This is a genomic window from Acinetobacter sp. XH1741 (assembly GCF_041021895.1).
Taxonomy (GTDB): Bacteria; Pseudomonadota; Gammaproteobacteria; order Pseudomonadales; family Moraxellaceae; genus Acinetobacter.
Genome location: NZ_CP157428.1, coordinates 173079 through 192900 on the forward strand (window position 1 = coordinate 173079; position 19822 = coordinate 192900).

The 19822-nt window shown below is 38.7% G+C and carries 21 protein-coding genes and 2 pseudogenes; 10 read left to right on the forward strand and 13 right to left on the reverse strand.

Annotated features, from left to right (window positions below):
• The first annotated feature begins 39 nt into the window (after positions 1-39).
• Positions 40-1074 carry a lipase secretion chaperone gene (locus tag ABLB96_RS00930; protein WP_348895772.1) on the forward strand — a complete coding sequence of 345 codons (1035 nt, stop codon included), beginning with the start codon at positions 40-42 and terminating at the stop codon, positions 1072-1074.
• A gap of 115 nt (positions 1075-1189) precedes the next feature.
• Positions 1190-2131, forward strand: coding sequence for a triacylglycerol lipase (locus ABLB96_RS00935; RefSeq protein WP_348895865.1), 942 nt, complete (start codon positions 1190-1192; stop codon positions 2129-2131).
• Positions 2132-2183: 52 nt separating this feature from the next.
• Here the strand turns inward: ABLB96_RS00935 and rplS are convergent, their stop codons facing one another.
• The 11 genes from rplS to ABLB96_RS00990 all read right to left on the reverse strand — a co-directional run bounded on the left by rplS (position 2184) and on the right by ABLB96_RS00990 (position 11943).
• Positions 2184-2552 carry a 50S ribosomal protein L19 gene (gene rplS, locus ABLB96_RS00940; RefSeq protein WP_348895773.1) on the reverse strand — a complete coding sequence of 123 codons (369 nt, stop codon included), beginning with the start codon at positions 2550-2552 and terminating at the stop codon, positions 2184-2186.
• Positions 2553-2771: 219 nt separating this feature from the next.
• Positions 2772-3527 carry a tRNA (guanosine(37)-N1)-methyltransferase TrmD gene (gene trmD / locus ABLB96_RS00945; protein ID WP_348895774.1) on the reverse strand — a complete coding sequence of 252 codons (756 nt, stop codon included), beginning with the start codon at positions 3525-3527 and terminating at the stop codon, positions 2772-2774.
• 46 nt (positions 3528-3573) lie between these two features.
• Complete coding sequence (rimM, locus tag ABLB96_RS00950) at positions 3574-4122, reverse strand: ribosome maturation factor RimM (protein ID WP_348895775.1); 549 nt, start codon at positions 4120-4122, stop codon at positions 3574-3576.
• A 19-nt stretch (positions 4123-4141) separates the two neighbouring features.
• Complete coding sequence (gene rpsP / locus ABLB96_RS00955; protein WP_000260334.1) at positions 4142-4393, reverse strand: 30S ribosomal protein S16; 252 nt, start codon at positions 4391-4393, stop codon at positions 4142-4144.
• Between the two features lie 147 nt (positions 4394-4540).
• Positions 4541-5005 carry a type IV pilin protein gene (locus tag ABLB96_RS00960; protein WP_348895776.1) on the reverse strand — a complete coding sequence of 155 codons (465 nt, stop codon included), beginning with the start codon at positions 5003-5005 and terminating at the stop codon, positions 4541-4543.
• Positions 4999-5475, reverse strand: a complete 477-nt coding sequence (locus ABLB96_RS00965; protein WP_348895777.1) for a type IV pilin protein — start codon at positions 5473-5475, stop codon at positions 4999-5001. Before ABLB96_RS00965 ends, ABLB96_RS00960 begins: the two co-directional genes overlap by 7 nt.
• 13 nt (positions 5476-5488) lie before the next feature.
• Positions 5489-9163 (reverse strand): PilC/PilY family type IV pilus protein, encoded by a 3675-nt coding sequence (locus tag ABLB96_RS00970; RefSeq protein ID WP_348895779.1) that lies wholly within the window; start codon positions 9161-9163, stop codon positions 5489-5491.
• A 15-nt stretch (positions 9164-9178) separates the two neighbouring features.
• A complete protein-coding gene (locus tag ABLB96_RS00975; RefSeq protein ID WP_348895780.1) occupies positions 9179-9961 on the reverse strand; it encodes a pilus assembly PilX N-terminal domain-containing protein in 783 nt (260 codons plus the stop codon).
• Positions 9958-10995, reverse strand: a complete 1038-nt coding sequence (locus tag ABLB96_RS00980; RefSeq protein WP_348895781.1) for a PilW family protein — start codon at positions 10993-10995, stop codon at positions 9958-9960. Before ABLB96_RS00980 ends, ABLB96_RS00975 begins: the two co-directional genes overlap by 4 nt.
• A gap of 1 nt (position 10996) precedes the next feature.
• Entirely contained in the window at positions 10997-11497 is a 501-nt protein-coding gene (pilV, locus tag ABLB96_RS00985) for a type IV pilus modification protein PilV (protein ID WP_348895783.1), read from the reverse strand.
• Positions 11494-11943: a GspH/FimT family pseudopilin gene (locus tag ABLB96_RS00990; protein WP_348895784.1), complete on the reverse strand. Its 450-nt coding sequence runs from the start codon at positions 11941-11943 to the stop codon at positions 11494-11496. Before ABLB96_RS00990 ends, pilV begins: the two co-directional genes overlap by 4 nt.
• On the opposite strand from ABLB96_RS00990, the pseudogene ABLB96_RS00995 reads away from it, so the two are divergent.
• A pseudogene (locus ABLB96_RS00995) lies at positions 11852-12098 on the forward strand (hypothetical protein); the annotation flags it as partial. The gene ABLB96_RS00990 and the pseudogene ABLB96_RS00995 overlap by 92 nt on opposite strands.
• Positions 12099-12110: 12 nt before the next feature.
• On the opposite strand, the gene ispH reads toward ABLB96_RS00995, so the two are convergent.
• Positions 12111-13061, reverse strand: a complete 951-nt coding sequence (gene ispH / locus ABLB96_RS01000; protein ID WP_348895785.1) for a 4-hydroxy-3-methylbut-2-enyl diphosphate reductase — start codon at positions 13059-13061, stop codon at positions 12111-12113.
• A gap of 123 nt (positions 13062-13184) precedes the next feature.
• Here ispH and gmk point away from each other — a divergent pair, with 123 nt between their 5' ends.
• The 7 genes and pseudogenes from gmk to bfr all read left to right on the forward strand — a co-directional run bounded on the left by gmk (position 13185) and on the right by bfr (position 18110).
• Positions 13185-13814 (forward strand): guanylate kinase, encoded by a 630-nt coding sequence (gmk, locus tag ABLB96_RS01005; protein ID WP_348895787.1) that lies wholly within the window; start codon positions 13185-13187, stop codon positions 13812-13814.
• A gap of 72 nt (positions 13815-13886) precedes the next feature.
• Positions 13887-14165, forward strand: coding sequence for a DNA-directed RNA polymerase subunit omega (gene rpoZ, locus ABLB96_RS01010; protein ID WP_000135049.1), 279 nt, complete (start codon positions 13887-13889; stop codon positions 14163-14165).
• Positions 14166-14203: 38 nt separating this feature from the next.
• Positions 14204-14335: pseudogene (locus tag ABLB96_RS01015) on the forward strand (hypothetical protein).
• Between the two features lie 39 nt (positions 14336-14374).
• Positions 14375-16480, forward strand: coding sequence for an HD domain-containing protein (locus ABLB96_RS01020; RefSeq protein ID WP_348895789.1), 2106 nt, complete (start codon positions 14375-14377; stop codon positions 16478-16480).
• Positions 16481-16601: 121 nt separating this feature from the next.
• Positions 16602-16985 (forward strand): RidA family protein, encoded by a 384-nt coding sequence (locus tag ABLB96_RS01025; protein ID WP_004705222.1) that lies wholly within the window; start codon positions 16602-16604, stop codon positions 16983-16985.
• 220 nt (positions 16986-17205) lie between these two features.
• Positions 17206-17400, forward strand: a complete 195-nt coding sequence (locus tag ABLB96_RS01030) for a bacterioferritin-associated ferredoxin (protein ID WP_004705220.1) — start codon at positions 17206-17208, stop codon at positions 17398-17400.
• 245 nt (positions 17401-17645) lie between these two features.
• On the forward strand, positions 17646-18110 hold the full coding sequence (gene bfr / locus ABLB96_RS01035; RefSeq protein ID WP_016143648.1) for a bacterioferritin: 465 nt from the start codon (positions 17646-17648) through the stop codon (positions 18108-18110).
• A 40-nt stretch (positions 18111-18150) separates the two neighbouring features.
• On the opposite strand, the gene ABLB96_RS01040 is transcribed toward bfr, so the two are convergent.
• Complete coding sequence (locus ABLB96_RS01040; RefSeq protein ID WP_348895791.1) at positions 18151-19779, reverse strand: Wzy polymerase domain-containing protein; 1629 nt, start codon at positions 19777-19779, stop codon at positions 18151-18153.
• Positions 19780-19822: the final 43 nt, after the last annotated feature.

A 19822-nucleotide genomic window follows, 5' to 3' on the forward strand; every position in this document is an offset into this window, starting at 1 on the left:
TAAAAAAACAACAAATTAAAACTTAAGGAAGATATCTTTATGCAAAGGATGCAGAAAAAGATATGGTGGTGCGTGCTCGGTTTTTTTATTTTGAGCCTCATCGCATGTGTGTATTGGCTAAGTCCAGACTCAAAAAACTCTTCATCTCAGGTGAATAATAGCGGAGCTAAAAGCTTAGCACCCACGTCTCAAACCACCTTAAATTCACCGCTAAACGAAGAGAATTACCATAGCAAAAGTCAGCAAGGCACTGAAGTTAACTGCCAATTAAAAATTGATAGTTCTCAACATTTGGTCGTTAACAGCCAGACCCGAGATTGCTTTGAATATTTTATTACCCAATATGGCGAAGCCAATTTACAACAAGTTAAAAGCCATTTTGAGAAATTTATACAAGATCAGTATTTAGAACCTGTTCGCTCACAGATTATAGATTTATGGATACGTTATTTAAAATATCGTGAACAACTTGCACAAATTCAATCACCCCAATCTAAACAGCAAAATCAGAATTACTTTCGAAAGATTTTTGACTCAATTCAAGATATAAGAAAACGGTTCTTCTCTGCCTCTGAAATTGAAGGTCTTTTCTCGAGCGAAGATATCTATCAGAACTACACTCTAGATCGAATGCAAATACTTGAGAACTCTTCTTTAAGCGAAATTGAAAAAGCACGGAAGCTTAAGGAACGTTTTGAACAACTTCCAGAAGACTGGCAACAAAACCTGCAAGAGCTATCAAAACTTGATGACTTACATACGCTGACCAAACAAATTAAAGCTCGCAATGGTTCAGCGGAGGAACTGCGTCAAATGCGTACAGCACTTGTAGGAGCTGAGGCAACGCAAAGACTAGAAACATTAGATACACAGCGTAATGCTTGGCAACAGCGAGTAACTAGCTACTTAAATCAACGTGATGAAGTCCTACATAGCAATATGAGTGACAGTGCCAAAAATCAAGTGATTCAACAACTACGCCAGCAACAATTTAACTCATCACAAGAACAACTTCGTCTTCAAACTTTTGAACAAGTCCATGATCAAGGAGGTGAACTACCATTTAACTACTAGGCTTTTCTATTTCAATAGTTAGCCAAATCTTATCCGGCAGTAAAAGCTGCTGCTCATACAAAATAAAAATAGTGAGTAAAAAATGAAAAGGAACTTAAAATTTTTCTGTGCTGCAATATTCTCAGGACTGAGTATTTCAGCAACCCATGCCACAAATGCAGAGCAAGCAAACAGCTCATTTGTCTACTCGAATTATGCACAAACCAAATATCCATTGGTATTTAACCACGGGATGGCTGGTTTTAGCCGAGTTGGAACAGATACATTGGGACTTGATTATTGGTATCAGATTTTGCCTGACCTTGCTCGTAATGGAGGAAATGTATGGGCAACGAGAGTTTCACCGTTTAACTCAACCGAAGTTCGCGGAGAACAACTCGCTCAACAAGTAGAAGAAATTATTGCCATTACTGGCAAGCCTAAAGTCAACTTGATCGGACATAGCCACGGGGGGCCTACAATTCGCTATGTGGCTGGTATCATGCCAGAAAAAGTTGCTTCGCTTACGACTATTGGAGCACCTCACAAAGGATCTCCAATGGCAGATGTCATCTTGAACGTTGAGGGTACTCCTCTGTCTGGACTGGCAACATTAGTAAACTGGTTTTCAGCAGCAATTACGTGGGCAGAAGGCCTAGATCCAACCCGTTATCCTCATGATTCTTTAGCTGGTGCTCACAGCTTATCTACGCAAGGTTCTGCAAAATTTAATGCTCAGTTCCCAATGGGTATACCGACCACTTCTTGTGGCGAAGGTAGTTATCAAGAGAAAGGCATTTATATGTATTCATTCTCAGGGAATAAAGCACTCACAAATCCATTAGATCCTTTTGATATTGCATTAGCTGGAAGCAGTCTAGTTGTCGATCCGTTTGGAGATAATGATGGCCTAGTTTCGCGGTGTAGTGCCAAATTTGGTAAAACTATTCGTGATGACTACAACTGGAACCATCTTGATGAAGTCAATCAGGTACTTGGTATTCGCTCTATTTTTGCAGCAGACCCAGTCTCTGTTTATCGTCAACATGCTAACCGTTTAAAACTTCAAGGACTGTAATTTTTAAATAAAAAAAATGCGCCACTGGGCGCATTTTTTACTCGCTATAAGCTTACGCTTTACGAGCTGGTAATTTTTCACGAATACGTGCAGCTTTACCAGACAAGTCACGAAGGTAGTAAAGTTTAGCACGACGAACGTCACCACGACGTTTCACTTCGATTTTAGCAACAACTGGTGAGTGAGTTTGGAATACACGCTCAACACCAACACCGCTAGAAATTTTACGTACTGTGAACGCAGAGTTCAAACCACGGTTTTTCTTAGCGATTACAACACCTTCAAATGCCTGAAGACGTTCACGATCACCCTCTTTTACTTTTACTTGGACAACAACTGTGTCACCTGGTGCAAAAGCAGGGATATCAGATTTTAACTGTGCATTTTCAACAGCTTGAACTAAAGGATGTTTACCACTCATTGTGGGAATCTCCAATATGTGCGGAGTCAGAAGAGGTCTGGGGTTCCGCTGGGGATAGAGGCTAAAGCGCATATCAACCCGTTTATCTTTCCCTTTACGACAACACGTCTATAAAGAGCCTTTAAATATACATAAAACTATTCATTAAATAGAATTATGCTTTAACTCGAAGCAAAGCTTCTCGTCCTGTTTTAGAACTTTCGTTCCTAAGAACAGTGATTAAGAGTTACCACTATTCTTTTGTGTATCTTTTAGCCATTTTTTCTGCTGCTTGGTCAACTCTACTTGTTCAGCCAACTCTGGTCGACGTTCTAAAGTTCGTTGATATCGCTGCAAAAAGCGCCATTTCTCAATATTGGCATGGTGCCCCGATTTTAAAATTTCAGGAACATCCAACCCTTCAAACTGGTCTGGCTTAGTATATTGCGGACAATCTAAAAGACCATCTACAAAAGAATCTTGTATCGCTGATTGCTCATCTGACATTACATTTGGCAAACGGCGAATAATACTATCAAGCAACACCATGGCAGGCAGTTCACCACCCGATAAAACATAATCACCAATTGACCATTCCTGATCAACATAATGCTGGATCAAACGCTCATCGACGCCTTCATAACGTCCACACAATACAATTAAGCCGTCATAATCAACAAACTGTTGTACTGCCTGTTCATTTAAAGTTTTACCTTGTGGAGACATATACACCACAGGTACATGAACACATCCTGCTTGCGCAGCAAGTTGTTTGGCATGGGTAATTGCTTTTGCTAAAGGCTCAGCCATCATTACCATTCCAGGGCCACCACCAAATGGACGTTCATCCACTCTTCGGTAACTCCCTTCAGCAAAATCACGTGGATTAATACAAGTGACTCGTACAATGTCACGTTTTGCTGCACGCCCGCTAATCCCGTAGGCTGTAATCGCTTCAAACATTTCAGGAAAGAGCGTAATGACTGCAAAAAACACCGCAGACTCCTCTATTTTCCTGCTGCGTTAATCCTTTTAAAAAGGATTAATAATCTACGCCCCAATTGACGTAAATGCGACCAGCTTCAAGATCAACACGTTGTACTACATCTTTATGCCAAGGGATCATGCGTTCTTCTGAATCAATACTGTCTGGTGTAGCGCGTACAACCATCACATCATTGGCTCCAGTTTCAAACAACTCATGAATTTGCCCTAAGTTAACTTCTTGTTCGTCATCATTAAGTCCTAACACTGTTAAGCCTTTTAAATCTGACCAGTAGTACTCGTCTACATCTGCTTTTGGCAGTTGAGATTTAGCAATCCAGATATTAGCGCCAACCAAGCTTTCTGCTCCTGTGCGATCACTCACACCTTTTAGAGCGACAACGAGGCCTTTGCCATGTGTTTTCCAACGTTTTACATCTATTGTTTGCCAACCGGCCTTGGTCTCAATGTACCAAGGCAGGTAGTCAAACATGTTGCTCATAGGTTCTGTATTGGAATACACCCAGAGCCACCCATTCAATCCATAAGCTGAACGTAACTGTCCAATCTGAATACGATCTTCGGGAACATTCTGTGTTGGTGTCATGGGCTACCTACTACAATAATTATGCAGTAGCTTTTTTAGCTTGAGCAGCTAAAGAAGCAACACGTTCTGAAGGTTGAGCACCTTGAGAAACCCAGTGAGCAAAACGGTCTGCGTCTAAACGAAGTTTTTCTGCTTGACCTTGTGCAGTTGGGTTAAAGAAACCGATACGCTCGATGAAACGACCATCACGTGCATTGCGGCTATCAGTCACAACGATTTGATAGAATGGACGTTTTTTTGCGCCGCCACGTGCTAAACGAATAACAACCATGATAAAAGCCTTATAATTCTTACGGATTATCCCTGCGCCGACCATCGGCAACACTTCAAACCCCTTTCATAGAGGGCGACATTCTACGTGATTTTCGCCCTGAAAGAAAGATTAAATTTTGAGTTATCCGCAGTTTTGAATTTAAATTTATTTGCCATCCCAATTCGAAGTTGCAGAAGGAACGCAAGCTGTACCACTATTAATATCTGTTCCCTTTATCCAGCAACGCTCACCACGATAATTTAGAACAATATGCCCATCACCAGCCTGCGGAGTATTTGCAATCGGTGTCGCAGTCAATACCCATGTTTCAGCAGCCAAAGAACCTGATGCAACAGGGGTCACATTAACTGTATAAAGCGGTGTACCTTGTATAGGATAAGATGTAGCAATATTTAAATCAGAACTCGTTGCACCCGTTACTTTAAAATTTGCAATTTTGTAGCGTTGGATCTGCATAGCAATCTGTTGCAACGTAGTTTGCATGTCCACACGCTTAGTACGGCGAATATATTCTTGATAAGAGGGGTAAGCTATCGCCGCTAAAATCGCAATAATTGCTACAACAATCATTAGTTCAATTAAGGTAAAGGCTTTTATTTTATTTACCAAGGCTCAGCTCCAGTGCCACAAGTGATATAAGTAACATTGCTAGTGGCTTTATTCTTGCAACGTAATCCATTACTACCCAACAAATAAGTAAAATTATTAGGATCGGAAGCCTCTGCCCTGATAACCCAGTTTTGCCCTAAAACTGTAGGATCTGTTAAGGGTTTCGTTGTATCGTCACCATCCCGTACCGTTATTCGGTATTTAATAGCACTACCCGGTGCTCCGACAGGCAAATTTACTGGGGCTGTAGACCCGGTAGAGAAACCTTTGTAATTAAAATTTCTAGATTTCTGACGTGCGAGTTGCACTGCGATTTGTTGCATTTGCTGTTGTGCACGTGAAGCATCAGCTCGTAGAACATAGGCCTGATATGAAGGGATTGCAACTGCAGCAAAAATAGCAACAATCGCAACCACAACCATTAGCTCAATAAGAGTAAAGCCTAAAGAATACGTGAATTTACGTTTCATCACCTATTCCTTCTTAACGAACATACCAGCGCTGTGGTATTAAACACATTTTACTACTATTCGAGGCAATAATACCGCCGATAGTGGTAACACCACGATTACCCATATTTACACAATAGTTCTTATTATTGGGACTTCCACCCCCATTACCACCACCACCATCATTATTATTACTACCACCATCATCTACCACTGTAGTATCTTGAATACCGGCTCCTTGCGAACAAGTTGTACCAGGCGCACACTGAAAATCACCATTATTTTCAGCTGTTAGAGTAGATTTGCTACATTGTCCAAAAGGCATACAGAACTGATTTAAAAAGCTTTCACCTTTTACTCCTGCTCCACAATCTCCAGACATACCTGCTTTTCCACCATCAAAAGTAGAAACAAACATACGATGATTTAATACGATTGGTGTTGCAAATACTTTAGCATCTTGAATATTGGCCGACTTGAATCGATAGAACCATCCACGGGTAGCAGAAAGTAAAGCGACTGCACCATCATCATAAGTATTCCAGTTTGAATTAGTAATTTCCCCCAATTGATTAGTATTTGTGATTGGAGTTTGATATACGAAATCAGCTTTATATAAATTTCTATCTGCTACATCTTTGTCGTAAATATTATATACCGCATCATAATTATAACCTTGGCCCGATGCGTACTGAGCTAAAGGTTTACTACGATTACCACTACCAATGGAAACAACAGCAAATGTTGTACCATTATAGTCATATACTGAAAATGCAGGCATTTCATAGAAACGTGGACTAGCCGCACCATTATTTAAATTCAACAACAATTTTGGTGGCTTGGCAAAGCTTGCATTCGTTGCAGCGGTATTATCTAAATCGATACGGAATAGTTGCCCACCTAAATCACCAAAATAAAGATGATCAATCAAACCATCACCATTTCGATCTTCAGTACGAATTTCGCTTACTACGCTATATTTTAAATTATCAGATTGAGTATAGGCTTCAGCACCTTGAGCTGTAGTCGCTTTAGCACTAGCCCACCAAAGCAGCTTACCGTTATCAGCGTCAAACATATATACACCTGCACCTTGACTAATGCTAGGGTTATAGGTATCACTCTCATAGCCTTCATCATAACCACCGCCAACAAACATTACTCGTTTACGCTCAGTAGTTTTACCATCGCTTTTCTTCCAATTTACCCAACCAATACTCGGCTTAGACCAACTTTGGCCCATATTACTTAGCGCAGCATAAGTGTTACTTGAACCGTTATAATAAGTTTTTTGCTCATCGGGAGATATTTGGAACAGTAATTTCGGATTGCTCATATCTTGCAAATTGAGTGCATAATAACTACGCCCCCCCATTCGCAAACCGCCATAAACAATCTGTTTACCCTCTTGAGAACCATAACCTTTACCGACAGTAAGTCCTTTTCGACTACTATCTAATACATACTGAGTATAACTAGCCCAAGGTCCATCAACGCCATAATATAATTGGTCAACTCCTCCATTCATGGCATCGTTTTTCAAAAAAGCTTCTGGTTGTTTTTCGATCATCTCATTTGGTACAAAAGTGAATACCTCTTTTCCACCATTACTATCCACAGAAGTACTATCATTTTTGCCTGCCTTGACTATATGTAAAAGCCCCTGTGTTGTGCCAAATAAGACATAGTCTTCACGATTTTGAGTATCAATTACACCATTTGCATATGTAATTTGACCGCTATTGGTAATTAATAATGGTGAGGAGTGCATTAATGCACCAATTTGTCTTAAAGAAGTGGATGGAGTCGCATTAAGAACTAAATGATCAGGGTCCTTTGCTTGAGTCACAGTCATTGGATACCCAAGCAACGCCATTAAATAACCACGTTTCCCGTCAGTTTGGTAAGTTGTATCTGTTAGATCTGACTTTTTAATTTGTCTTAGAGTTGTTGTCGTTGAACCGTCTGCACTTCGATTCGTTAAAAGATTACGATTCTCTTGTGTTGTTTGATTCATTGTTAGGAGTAACTGTGACCATGCTCCTCCTTTTAGAGTGTAGCTATTACTTCCAGGCGTATTGGAATCAGAATTATCATTTGTACTGTCATTATCGGTATATGCCCAAAAGTCACGATTTGGAAGTATTTGTCCCTTTGTAGCAGTTGCCGTACTAATTAAAGTATTATTATCACGGTCTTTTAAAATCCCATTAACCACTGCATATTTTTTGAGATTACCCGCCCAAAGTTGATAGTTTTTATCTGGAGTCGGTTGGAACTGAGGAAAATAAGCTTGCTTTTGTAATACAGCAGGGTTAAGACTATCTTTAGGAATTGTAGGTGAACCTGTGGTCACAGCAGGAATCTCAGATCCTAGATCACCAAGAAATGCATTTACACTATTTACAACGTCTTGAGAACTTGAACCAGAATACCAACCACCACTTGCATTAACACCCCATTTTGCAGCTTCTTTTTGATTAGCTGATGCGGCAGAGTTATTAATATTTGCCAAGTTCTCCGCTAAAGAAAGCGATCTATTAAAGGATGGAATAATATTAAAATCACTTCCAAAGCCAACAACAGCAGTCTTAATCTTTAATCCAACAGGGTTACTACCATTATTTAGTAAAAATTGCGAGAACTGTTGAATACAATTCCAGCCTGTGTCACTGTCTGTACAAGCAAACGACTTACCGTTTAAAGCTTTCGTCATTAAACTCGATGCAGAAGTATTACTATTTGGCTCTCCATCAGTTAAAACATAAATGCCTTGACCACTACACTGCGTAGTTGTCCCTGTCATTTGTTTAGTAATGCTATCAGGACGTACATAGTTTCCTCCGCTAGTTGCACCTACCCCAGCATAGTTGAAACCACTATTAGTTATCCCTTGAGTGCTTGTACCCATTAAAGCTGCTGCTGCCTCTGCATAAGCATGAGCTGTCGGGGTACCTCCTCTAGCACCAAGTTTCGCAATTTCTTCTATTAATAATCTTCTTTGAGTTTTACCATTGACCACTGCATCCAGACGTCGAGCAGGAATACGAACCTGACCTGTTAAATTGTCTGCAGCAGTCGGCTCACCAGAAGTATTAAATTGTGTTGGACGGGAGAAAGTCGTCAGACCAATTAATTTATCATCAGAAACAGGTAAGATTCCTTTACTAGTATTACCGTTAAGCAGATCAATCATGCCATCTTTTACACGAGTAATACGGTCAGGATATTGAGTATTTGGACCAGCCTTATAGTAATAAGTACTATAATTTGAAGACATTGAGGTCAAACCACTAGTAGAAGGTGCACTCTTTAACTTAGTTGTACAATCACTTTGCGAACTCGAATTACCACAGCTATACCAAGATGTCCCATACTTCATATAATAATAAGTTGGAGCAGTTGCAGTGCAATAATATCGCTTGTATTCGGCAACACCATTACTAGACAACACATTGTTATAACCAGTTTGTACAACATTACTTGGAATATCACATGCACTAGCATCATTTTGAAGCTGCGGATATCCCATAGAACCCGAGATATCTAATACAAACATTAAAGTAATATCACCAGCTTTTGCTTTTTGATAAATATCAATATCACTCGCCTGACTTACACTACTCGCTACTAAGCCTGTGCATAAAGCAGCTATGGCACTTGTTAGAAGCTTTGGATGATATGAAAACTTTAACTCTCTCTTATCCATTATTATTTTCCCCAATTAATTAAAATCTTGTGCAATAGTGTATTCAGTGACATTGGTCGTAAATGGGACATTTAAGCTAGCTAGACATTCAGTTACTGATTTCAATGGATTATCCAAATCAGATTTATTAGTAACATCTGGCGCTGCTGTTCCATCTGGGAGTGTCACTTCACTCATGTGTTGTTGTAGACATTTATTAATATCAGCGCGACTCACACTACTTAAACTTGGCATTAATGACACAGCAAAGACCTTGACTCGTTTAGCTTCTTGGACTTGTCCTTCTTTTTCATCGAGACCACGAGTTCTTGTATAAAATGGATCATCCTCTCCTACAGTCGAGAATTTAACTGCAACCTGAGTCATGACTGCCTTACGGCCACTCGTAAACCAGTTGTTGTTTGTATCAAGCGCATCACAGTATCCATCTGTACCTAATGCATTATTAGTAGGTGTACTATTCCCGTCTATCCACTGCATTAAGCTGGCACGACTAATATTAAAAAAGTCGCTTTGATCTCCGCGATAACAAAAAACTAATTCCTTATTTTTGTCATTTGCATTGCTGATATAACCGAATAAACCAGTTGCACTTAAACTTTGGATCAAGTTAGTTGGATTTTCTATTTGAAAAAAAGAAGAATCTGAATTCTGCAAAACCAATTGCTGTACTTGGCTATTAGTTGCTATATTCAAACTAATCAAACCCTTACGAATTGCTATCGTACCAACAATCATAATTGCAACTAAGAAAATGAGTACAACAATTAACGCTGAGCCACGCTGCTTCAGTTTCATTCCCCACGCTCCCCAAATACATTACGTAAGGCAATTGTTTGTGTTATCACTTGACGCAAATATTTTTTTGTAGAATTTGCAGGCTTTTTGACGGTAATAGTTTGGTCTAACACTGTAAATTGTTGATCATCTTTAATTGCGACTTCTGCACCTACAGGTTGTAATGAGCGGGTTAATAATCCGATTTGTACCGAAACAATACGTGGGCGAGGAGCTGTTAAACTTAAATAATCATGTACCGAAATATACCGTCTACCAGAATCCCCCTGAACATTCAGTAAAACCCGAAAATAGTCTACGCGTTTCATTATAATTTCACCTGCATCCCCATAACGAGTTATCGCAGTTGGATTCCCCGTTAGTGGGTAATAACCAGCATCACAAGCAAGTGCTAAAGGTTGATTAGGTTCATCACTATTATTATTGGTATCTTTTCGTAAAAAATATCGTTGAACTATGACCTGACGTCCACTGGCAAGAGGAAAATTCAGCTTATTCCCTTCACAATCTGTACCGCCTATATATTCATCATCGGCTTGAGTCGGGGTACCTTTTGTATCAATCGTATATTGTGGTACATATTGAATAACGAGTTGGTCACTAGCAATATCACTCCCATTACTCTGGACGTTTGATACTCCAGTCCATGCATTAGCACTACCAATCGCATCTCCCTGACTGCGCGAAAGTAAACTGGTGTTAGCAGTTACGCCAGCAATAGTTTTATAAAGATTGCTAAGAGGTTCATTAGCTGCATCTTTAACAGAGTTAGTCGCAGATGTTAAAACAATACCGCCATAAGCAGTTTGATCATTAATAATTGCTTTGGGATTATTTAAGTTTGCAAGACGAATATCTTGGGTTAAATAGTTAAGTCCAAAATTAGCATTATCTTGCACATCAGAGACCCCCATCTGCATAGATAAACTTTTTTGGCTAGTTAAAAACAATAATATTGCAGCTGCAGTAATGATAAGACCTAAGGCTAATGAAAGTATGAGTTCGATTAATGTAAAACCTTGATATTTTTTCATTTTAATAGGTCTCCATAATCACGCAAGTTGAATTATCATTATATGAAGTATCTTGGGTACAATCTCCCGCACCAGTGCCATTCGTTGCACTGGTGTCCCCCCATGCAATATAAATACATTGCCGATTATTAGTTTTTGGACAAGCAACCATATTGATAGTCATGCCCAAGGAAGAGACAGTTTTAGCAACTTGTGCGACATCGAAATCAGCTAAATCCGTATCACTACAATTGTCTTGAAAACAATTTTTAACGAAGTCTTTTTGTTTACTCGGATCTTGAAGTTGTTGGCTATACACAGCTAAAGAATTACGATTGACTCTAATACGTTCTGCTATATCACGCGCTATCGTAATCGCCTGTACACGTGAGGTACTCTCTGAACTTGCTTCTAATGCTCTGTATTGCAAAGCAACAAATCCTAATATACCTATTGCTAAGATCAGCAAAGCAACTAAGATTTCAATCATCCCCATACCACGTTGGTGTTCCATCCTATTCATGAACATGTCCCCGCCGTGTTTGACTGAATTACCCCCATCCTAGAAATACTAATAATTTTTGATTTATTACCCGCGGCTTTATTACAAATTTCAAATGTAGTATCTCCGGTTGCATCCTTTACCAAACCGGACATCAAAAATATTATGGAGGTAGCAGATCCCGTCTTTAATTGAGCTTTTCCACTTGGCATCCAATTGATTTGATTATCAGTATCTGCAATATAAGTAGAATTTAATTGCACTGTTATTTGTCTACGCTCTACTACTGCTTTCATACGTGCCTGATTTATAGTTGATACCAGATCTTCTGTACTTCTATTTAAATTTTGGTTAATCAACATATCCCCAAATGTTGGCGCAGCCATCATTGCAATAATAGCCATCACCACAATTGTTACCATGAGTTCAATTAAGGTGAACCCTTCTTGCGGAGTAATTCCCCTCATCCCCATAACCCCAATAAATTTAAAAATTTTTATTTCTATATAAATTTTACTTCTTACTTTTACAAAACGAATACAAACCAGATAGATGGTATAAAAAAACAGATAACTGTCATATCACAATTATCTGTTTAACTATTTTAAAATCAGTATGTTAAATAAGTCACACTTTATGCTTGAGTCACATGAATACGCAATTCTTTAGGAAGACTAAAAGTAATATTTTCTTCACGTCCTTCTAACTCTTTAGGAGCTTGAGCACCCCAATCTTGTAAACGCTGAATGACTTGCTTAATTAAGATTTCTGGAGCTGAAGCGCCTGCTGTAACACCAATTTTGCAAGTATCATTGAACCATGATTGTTCAAGTTGATCAGCATTATCGACAAGATACGCGGCCTTACCCATACGTTCAGCGAGCTCACGTAAACGATTTGAATTTGATGAATTAGGTGAACCAACAACCAGTACCACATCGCATTTTTCAGCTAAGTCACGTACCGCATCTTGTCGGTTTTGAGTTGCGTAGCAAATATCATCTTTACGCGGTCCTTGAATTTTTGGGAATTTTGCACGCAAAGCATCAATGACTTTTGCTGTATCATCAATAGATAAAGTTGTTTGAGTAACAAAAGCCAATTTTTCTGGATGTCTTACCTGCAGGGCCTCCACATCAGCCTCATCTTCCACCAGATAAATGTCCCCACCTTTTAATTTGTCATATTGTCCCATCGTACCTTCAACTTCAGGATGACCTTCATGACCAATTAAAATTGCTTCAGTTCCTTCACGAGCATATTTAGTTACCTCAATATGTACTTTAGTCACTAAAGGGCAAGTCGCATCAAAAACTTTTAAGCCTCGACGCTCTGCTTCTTGCTGAACTGCTTTTGAAACACCGTGCGCACTGAAAATGACAATAGAATCATCTGGAACCTGATCCAGCTCATCAACAAAAACCGCCCCTCTTTGACGCAAATCATCTACTACGAATTTATTGTGTACAACTTCATGACGCACATAAATAGGAGGATTAAAGCATTCCAAAGCCCGATTGACGATTGCTATGGCTCGATCAACACCGGCACAAAAACCACGCGGATTAGCTAACACAATTTCCATAACAGCCTCAAAATTTATAAAAATAGGGGAACTTCTATTAAATATTTGCAGTTAAAACTATTCAGTTTAAACGCACGGTACACTACAATAGCGAAGATATTTTATCATATCAGGAAAAATATCATGTCGGGTCTATTGTTTGTCGTTTCTGCTGCATCAGGAACGGGCAAAACATCTTTGGTGAAAGCCCTACTTGACCGTGTGAGCAATTTACATGTTTCAGTCTCGCATACTACCCGAGGTCAACGACCAGGTGAGTTAGATGGTGTTCACTATCACTTCACAACAAAAGATGAATTTCTAGACCAGGTCAACCAAGATGGTTTTATTGAATACGCTGAAGTATTTGGTAACTATTATGGCACTTCGCAAGCAACCGTAAAACAACAGTTAGCTCAAGGACATGATGTCTTGCTTGAAATTGACTGGCAAGGTGCAGAACAAGTACGTAAGCTTTTTCCTGAATCTAAACAAATCTTTATTTTACCCCCTACCCAATTTGATTTACGCCAGCGCTTATCTAACCGCGGTACAGATTCTGTTGAAGTTATTGAACATCGTCTAAGCTGCGCTGTTGAAGACATGCAGCACTATGTAAATTTTGATTACATCATTATCAATGATGACTTTAATAAAGCCCTACATGAGATTGAAGCTGTGATTACAGCAAATCGTTTAGTCTTGTCACAGCAGGCAAAACGCCATCAAACTTTAATTCAAGACTTGATTACTCCTCAACCAAAACAGGAATAACTTGAGTCTAGAACGAAAGCCTTTTATACTATTTAGTCTGTTCAAATTCACCATTCCAAAACGAGAACTTTTATGGCACGCGTCACCGTTGAAGATTGTTTAGATCATGTAGACAACCGTTTTGAGCTTGTGCTCGTTGCAAGTAAACGTGCTCGTCAATTGGCACGTCAAGGCATGGAGCCAACTGTAGAATGGGATAACGACAAACCAACAGTTGTTGCTTTACGTGAAATCGCTGTAGGCCACGTAACAAAAGAAATTCTTAAGCAACGTGAGCAAGATTACCAAACTTCTAGTCTTGATCTTGCCCTTTCTACAAACAGCTTAAATTTAGAAGGTTTTTCTTTCTAATTATTCCTGTTTCTATAAAAAACCATCGTTTTTTTGCGATGGTTTTTTATTTGGATTCATCCATATTAAAAACATATTGAGAAAAGCAATTATTTTCATTGAAAAAAAAATACACTTTTTCAAACGAAAAAATTGACAAGTTCCGCAATATGCTTTTCATTAAGAAGTAGATAGATTTAGTTTTTTAAGCAACAGAAAAAGGGTGGTCTATGCCAGGCGAAGAGGTCAGCCAAGCCAAGCAACAGCTCAAATTAATTATCGACCCTTACTTATCAGTAAGTGAAGTCGAGAAAGTGCTTGCTGCCTGTGATTTTGGAGATCTGGCACACACTGGTATTACCCGTAAAAGTGGTGAACCCTATATTCTGCATCCGATAGCTGTAAGCTGTATTCTTGCTAACATGCGTTTAGATGCTGAAACTTTAATGGCTGCACTTTTGCATGATGTTATTGAAGATACGCAATATACAAAAGAAGATATTACTGAGAAGTTTGGTCTAACAGTTGCCGAGCTAGTAGACGGCGTAACCAAGCTAAGTCAATCAAGCGATAAAGAATATAATAAAGCAGCTTCATTCCGGAAAATCTTGCAAGCCACCTTACAAGATCCGCGTGTCATTATTATTAAATTAGCAGATCGCTATCATAATATGACTACTTTGGGTGCCTTACGTCCTGATAAACGTGCACGTATTGCCCAAGAAACTTTTGATATCTTTGTACCTATGGCAAGGTTAGTCGGCATGAACGAAATGGCTGATAATCTTGAAAATTTGTGTTATCAAAATCTAGATTTAGATATGTTTGATAACGTTCAAAATGCCTTACTCCAAACTAAACCAGAGCGATGTAAATACCAAAGTATCTGGGAACAAAATCTTGCAGAGCTTCTGCACAATTACCATATTCAAGGCCGCATTAAAAAGAAAAATAATAATATTGAGCTATTACGCCATTTCGTTAAAAATGAGATGGATTTACAAGAACTTACTCATAGCCATGCCTTTGAAATCGTTTTACAGTCTATCGTTGACTGTGATCGTTTATTCGCAGCCTTAAAAGAAAATTTCCAAGTCATCGAATATCAAGATCATATCCGTCGTCCATTACCGGGTGGTAATCAGTCTTTATTGATCAAGCTCAAAGGCGAAAAAACGACACTATCGCTTACCATTCAAACTGAGCTCATGCGTAAAGCTGCTCGTTTCGGCGTTGTACTCGGCGAAAATGCTCCGCAAACTTGTCGCTCTGCTATTCAGGCATCAATGCAAAACTTAAATACACTCATTGATGGCGAATGCGCTAAAACAACTTTTAATGATTTACTCGATTACTTACATCAAGAAAAAATTTGGGTCTATACCCCACACGGCCAATTGCATGAATTACCACAAGGTGCAACAGTAGTTGACTTCGCCTATTCAGCAAGCCTTTTCTTGGGTAACCATGCCGTAGGTGCGAAAGTTGATGGTGAAATTAAACCACTTTCAACACCATTAGTTAGTGGGCAAGTCATTGAAATCATCACTGATGTTTTAGCGACTCCAAATCCAGATTGGCTGAGTTTCATTAACACCCAGAAAGCTCGTCGCGCTTTACAACATGTACTCAAAGACCAAGATATTGAAGAACAACGTTTAGTTGGTGCTCAAGCACTATCACGAGCATTAAAACTCTTTAATCGTTCAATCAATGATCTTTCAGAAGCAGATTGGTTAGATCTCTTACAATGGCGTCATATTGATAATAAAGATGCATTATTTGAGCAAATCGCAGTCGGTGACTTACTTCCCCAACTTGTAGCTAACCATTTATTTGCAAATGACAAACATCCACAAGTAGAAAATTCAGACCGATTAATTCAGGGTACTGAAGGCATCGATGTTAAATATGCTCACTGCTGTAACCCTGTATTGGGCGATCTAATTCAAGGTCATTTAACACGCCGCGGATTAATTGTGCATCGCATCCGTTGTCATAATTTAATTCATGAACAACATTTGCACCCAGAAAATATTATGCCACTTCAATGGAAAGCAGATGACGTAGATGATGTACGTTTTACTGCCTACCTTGCGATTTATATGACAATGAATGATGAACAGGTATCAGATCTTATCTATCAATGTCGTAAAAATAATGCAGGGGTAGAAATGGTGCATTCCAATGAACAACGAACGTTCTTCAATATTGTGGTGAATAATCGTAAGCATATTGCAAAAGTCATTCGTGATTTGCGCATGCATTATGGGTTCCCACGTATTGAGCGTTTAGATGCTCCAGCTCCACAAGCGGAAATTTCCAAAGTTAGCTAAAATTTGTTCTGCTTTACTAAAATCTAACTTTCCAGAAGCACATAATTAATTAAATCGATGATACTTTTGTCAAAACGTATCATCGATTATGATGGAAAAAGATTTAATCAAGGAGAACCAAATGTCCCGCCAAGTTATTCATACTGAAAATGCCCCTGCTGCTATCGGCACATATTCTCAAGCCATTTTAGTAGGCAACACCCTCTATCTATCAGGGCAAATTGGTTTAGACCCTTACAGTATGGAACTTGTAGAAGGCATTGAAGCTCAAATCCGTCGTGTATTTGATAACCTAAAAGCAGTATGTGAAGCTGCAGGTGGCTCACTTGCAGATATTGCCAAGCTCAATATTTTTCTTACTGATTTATCTAACTTTCAACTTGTAAACCAAATTATGGGTGAATATTTTGCTCAGCCCTACCCAGCTCGTGCTGCCCTTGGAGTAGCAAGCCTGCCTAAAGGTGCTTTAGTGGAAATGGATGGAATTGTTATTATTAATCAATAATATAAACATTAATCAAATAACCAGTTTTTATAATATTTAGCTCTAAATTAAATACCATCTATATTTAAAAATCTAAATAACTTTTAGATTTCCACTTAGGTGGTATTTTTTTATCCAAAATCCCAATAAAGATAAATGAGATTTTAAATGAATTTCATTGACAAACGATAATAATTATCAATAATATCAATTATCGCATTTATATTTGGGGATCACTCCCATGTACGTTTGCTTGTGTCGTGGCATTACCGATCAGGATATTAAAGACGCTATTGAAAATGGCGCTGAAAGCTATCGTGAAATTCGCGATTTGCTTGATCTAGGTACTTGCTGTGGACGCTGTGCACCTGAAGCACGTGCTATTATTAGTGATGAATTAGCAGAAATTGCTGCGCGTATTTCTGTCGCTGCATAATAAAAATTAATATTTAACAGAAAATTATTGACTCCTCCACCGCTTTTTGCGGAACTTTAATTGTTCCTCATTCAAGCGGTTTTTTTTGGAAGGAAATTCAGCTTTACCAATATTGTGTTGTTTTTGATTGCGATTTTCATTTGCTGTTCTATAAATTACTCGCCATATCTATGATTGTTCACTAAAATGAATTCATAGATTGCCTTAATTGAATTTAAGGCAGAAATTGTTTTGGAGTAGCTACAATGAAAGGCAATCGTGATGTCATTAATCAGCTCAACCAAGTGCTGTATCATCATTTAACTGCAATTAATCAATACTTTTTACACTCTCGCATGTTTAATGACTGGGGAATTGAACAATTAGGTTCTGCTGAATATAAAGAATCAATTCGTCAAATGAAACATGCTGACAAAATTATTGAACGTATCTTATTTTTAGAAGGTCTTCCTAACCTTCAACACTTAGGTAAACTTTATATTGGTCAACACACAGAAGAAGTTCTACACTGTGACATTCGTAAAGTAAAAGAAAACATTGAAGCGATTCAAAAGGCAGTCGCTTTAGCTGAAACAGAACAAGACTATGTGACTCGCGATCTTGTTCAAGAGATTTTAGAAAAAGAAGAAGAATATTGGGATTGGTTAGATACTCAAATTGATCTTATCGGTAGTGTTGGTATTGAAAATTATATCCAGAGCCAAATGTAATTTCTCATAAAAAAATCCCCTTGTACTCAAGGGGATTTTTTTATTTATCTTTTAATAATTGTGGCAGTGTTATTTGCTGCCCATATAAATGCTGCAAAATAAATATTTGCTGTTCTGCTTGCTCTACTTTTCCATTATAAGCAAGCAATTGAGCGTATTTACGTAAGTTATATGGGGTTGCTTTGTTCTTCACGAAATTCCCCCATTGAGCTAATTCCGCTTCTGATAAGGTTATTTGGGGGCTAAGCTCAATCCACTTTAAACGTCGCTCAAACTGCGTTAAAACAAAAATCTGGCTACTTCCCATCAACTCAGCATTTGGCTGCTTATTTTTAAATAGCAAGTTACTATTCATCACATAGACATTGTAGTCGCGCCAAATCGCAACAATCAGTACTAAACTGATCCCCCAAATGAAGCGCAGAATCTGTTTGCTAAGCTCAATACCTTTTAGTACAGGAGTCTGTGCTTGAATTACACCTAATAAAAAACCACAAGTCAGCAAGAAATAAGCATAGCGCTGCGGAAACTCTAACATTGCATGAATAAGCACGGTACACACCATCATTATTGCAATAATCGAGATCGTTTCTTTCGCTTGCTGATTTAAAAAAAACAGCCAGCATGCAAAGTAAGCAATCATCACTGTACCAATTGGAACACCATTCCAAATAATAAGATCTAGCAGCACATTATGAGCACTGGTCGTCCACTCTGAAGTTGGAAAAAGAGCATAAGCTGACATTTGAGCAACACTGGTTTGATTCCAACCATAGCCCAACCAAGGGTGTTGCTGAACAGCAAGTAACATTTGCGTCCAAATATTAAAACGCAAATATCCAGAGCTTGCCCGCTCAGCCAAGCTACTCGCCTGAGTTATGTCTGTATGTGACCATGCCTCAATTAAGCTTGTAAGGAATGGTAAAATAACGCCAGCCATGAGGAAAAAACCAGCACACCATAATAAGCCTTGAAATAGTCCAAAACGCTTAGGTTTATTAAACTGCTTAATGACCCAATAGATAAGTAAGAATGGAAAAACAACCCAGGAAGTTCGGGATTGGCTCAGTACAACTGCAAATAAAACAGTCAATGCTGATGGCAAGAGTAACCAAACTGATGCTTTATTCTTTTCATATAAATATAAGCACCCTAATAGCCCCATAATGAGAAAGGTTGCCATATTGTTAGGTTGGCCAAAATTACCATAGGGGCGATTACCAATCAAATGCAGCATATGTGCAAAATGTGTATCAATATTTAACCACTGACAAATCGCTATAAGGCTAGTTGCAACTGAAACAATAACAGTAAGTAAACTAAACCCTGTAAAGATTTGATCCCGCTGTTGTTGATCTAGTGATAGGTTATAACCTGCCACCACCATAAACCAGAAGCCCAACAAGTAAAGTGAACTTAGCAAAGCTGTACTAAAATCGAAAACTAGACCAAAAGCCCACTGCACTAGTGGAATTAAAATAAATGGCAATAGTAACAATTGTGCGCGTGGAATTTTAATATTTTGATGAAAAAGTGCAGCTAAGACACTTAGACCTGCCGCAAAAGTACTCATCTCGCTAGAAAACATCACCCAAGGGGTATAGTGAAATGGCGATAGCCACGCAAAACCTAACAGAATTGCTGCGAGGAACAGAAAGAATACTTGCATAGTGACAGGTTATAGGCCAAAAACTTGAGAAGGATTATACATG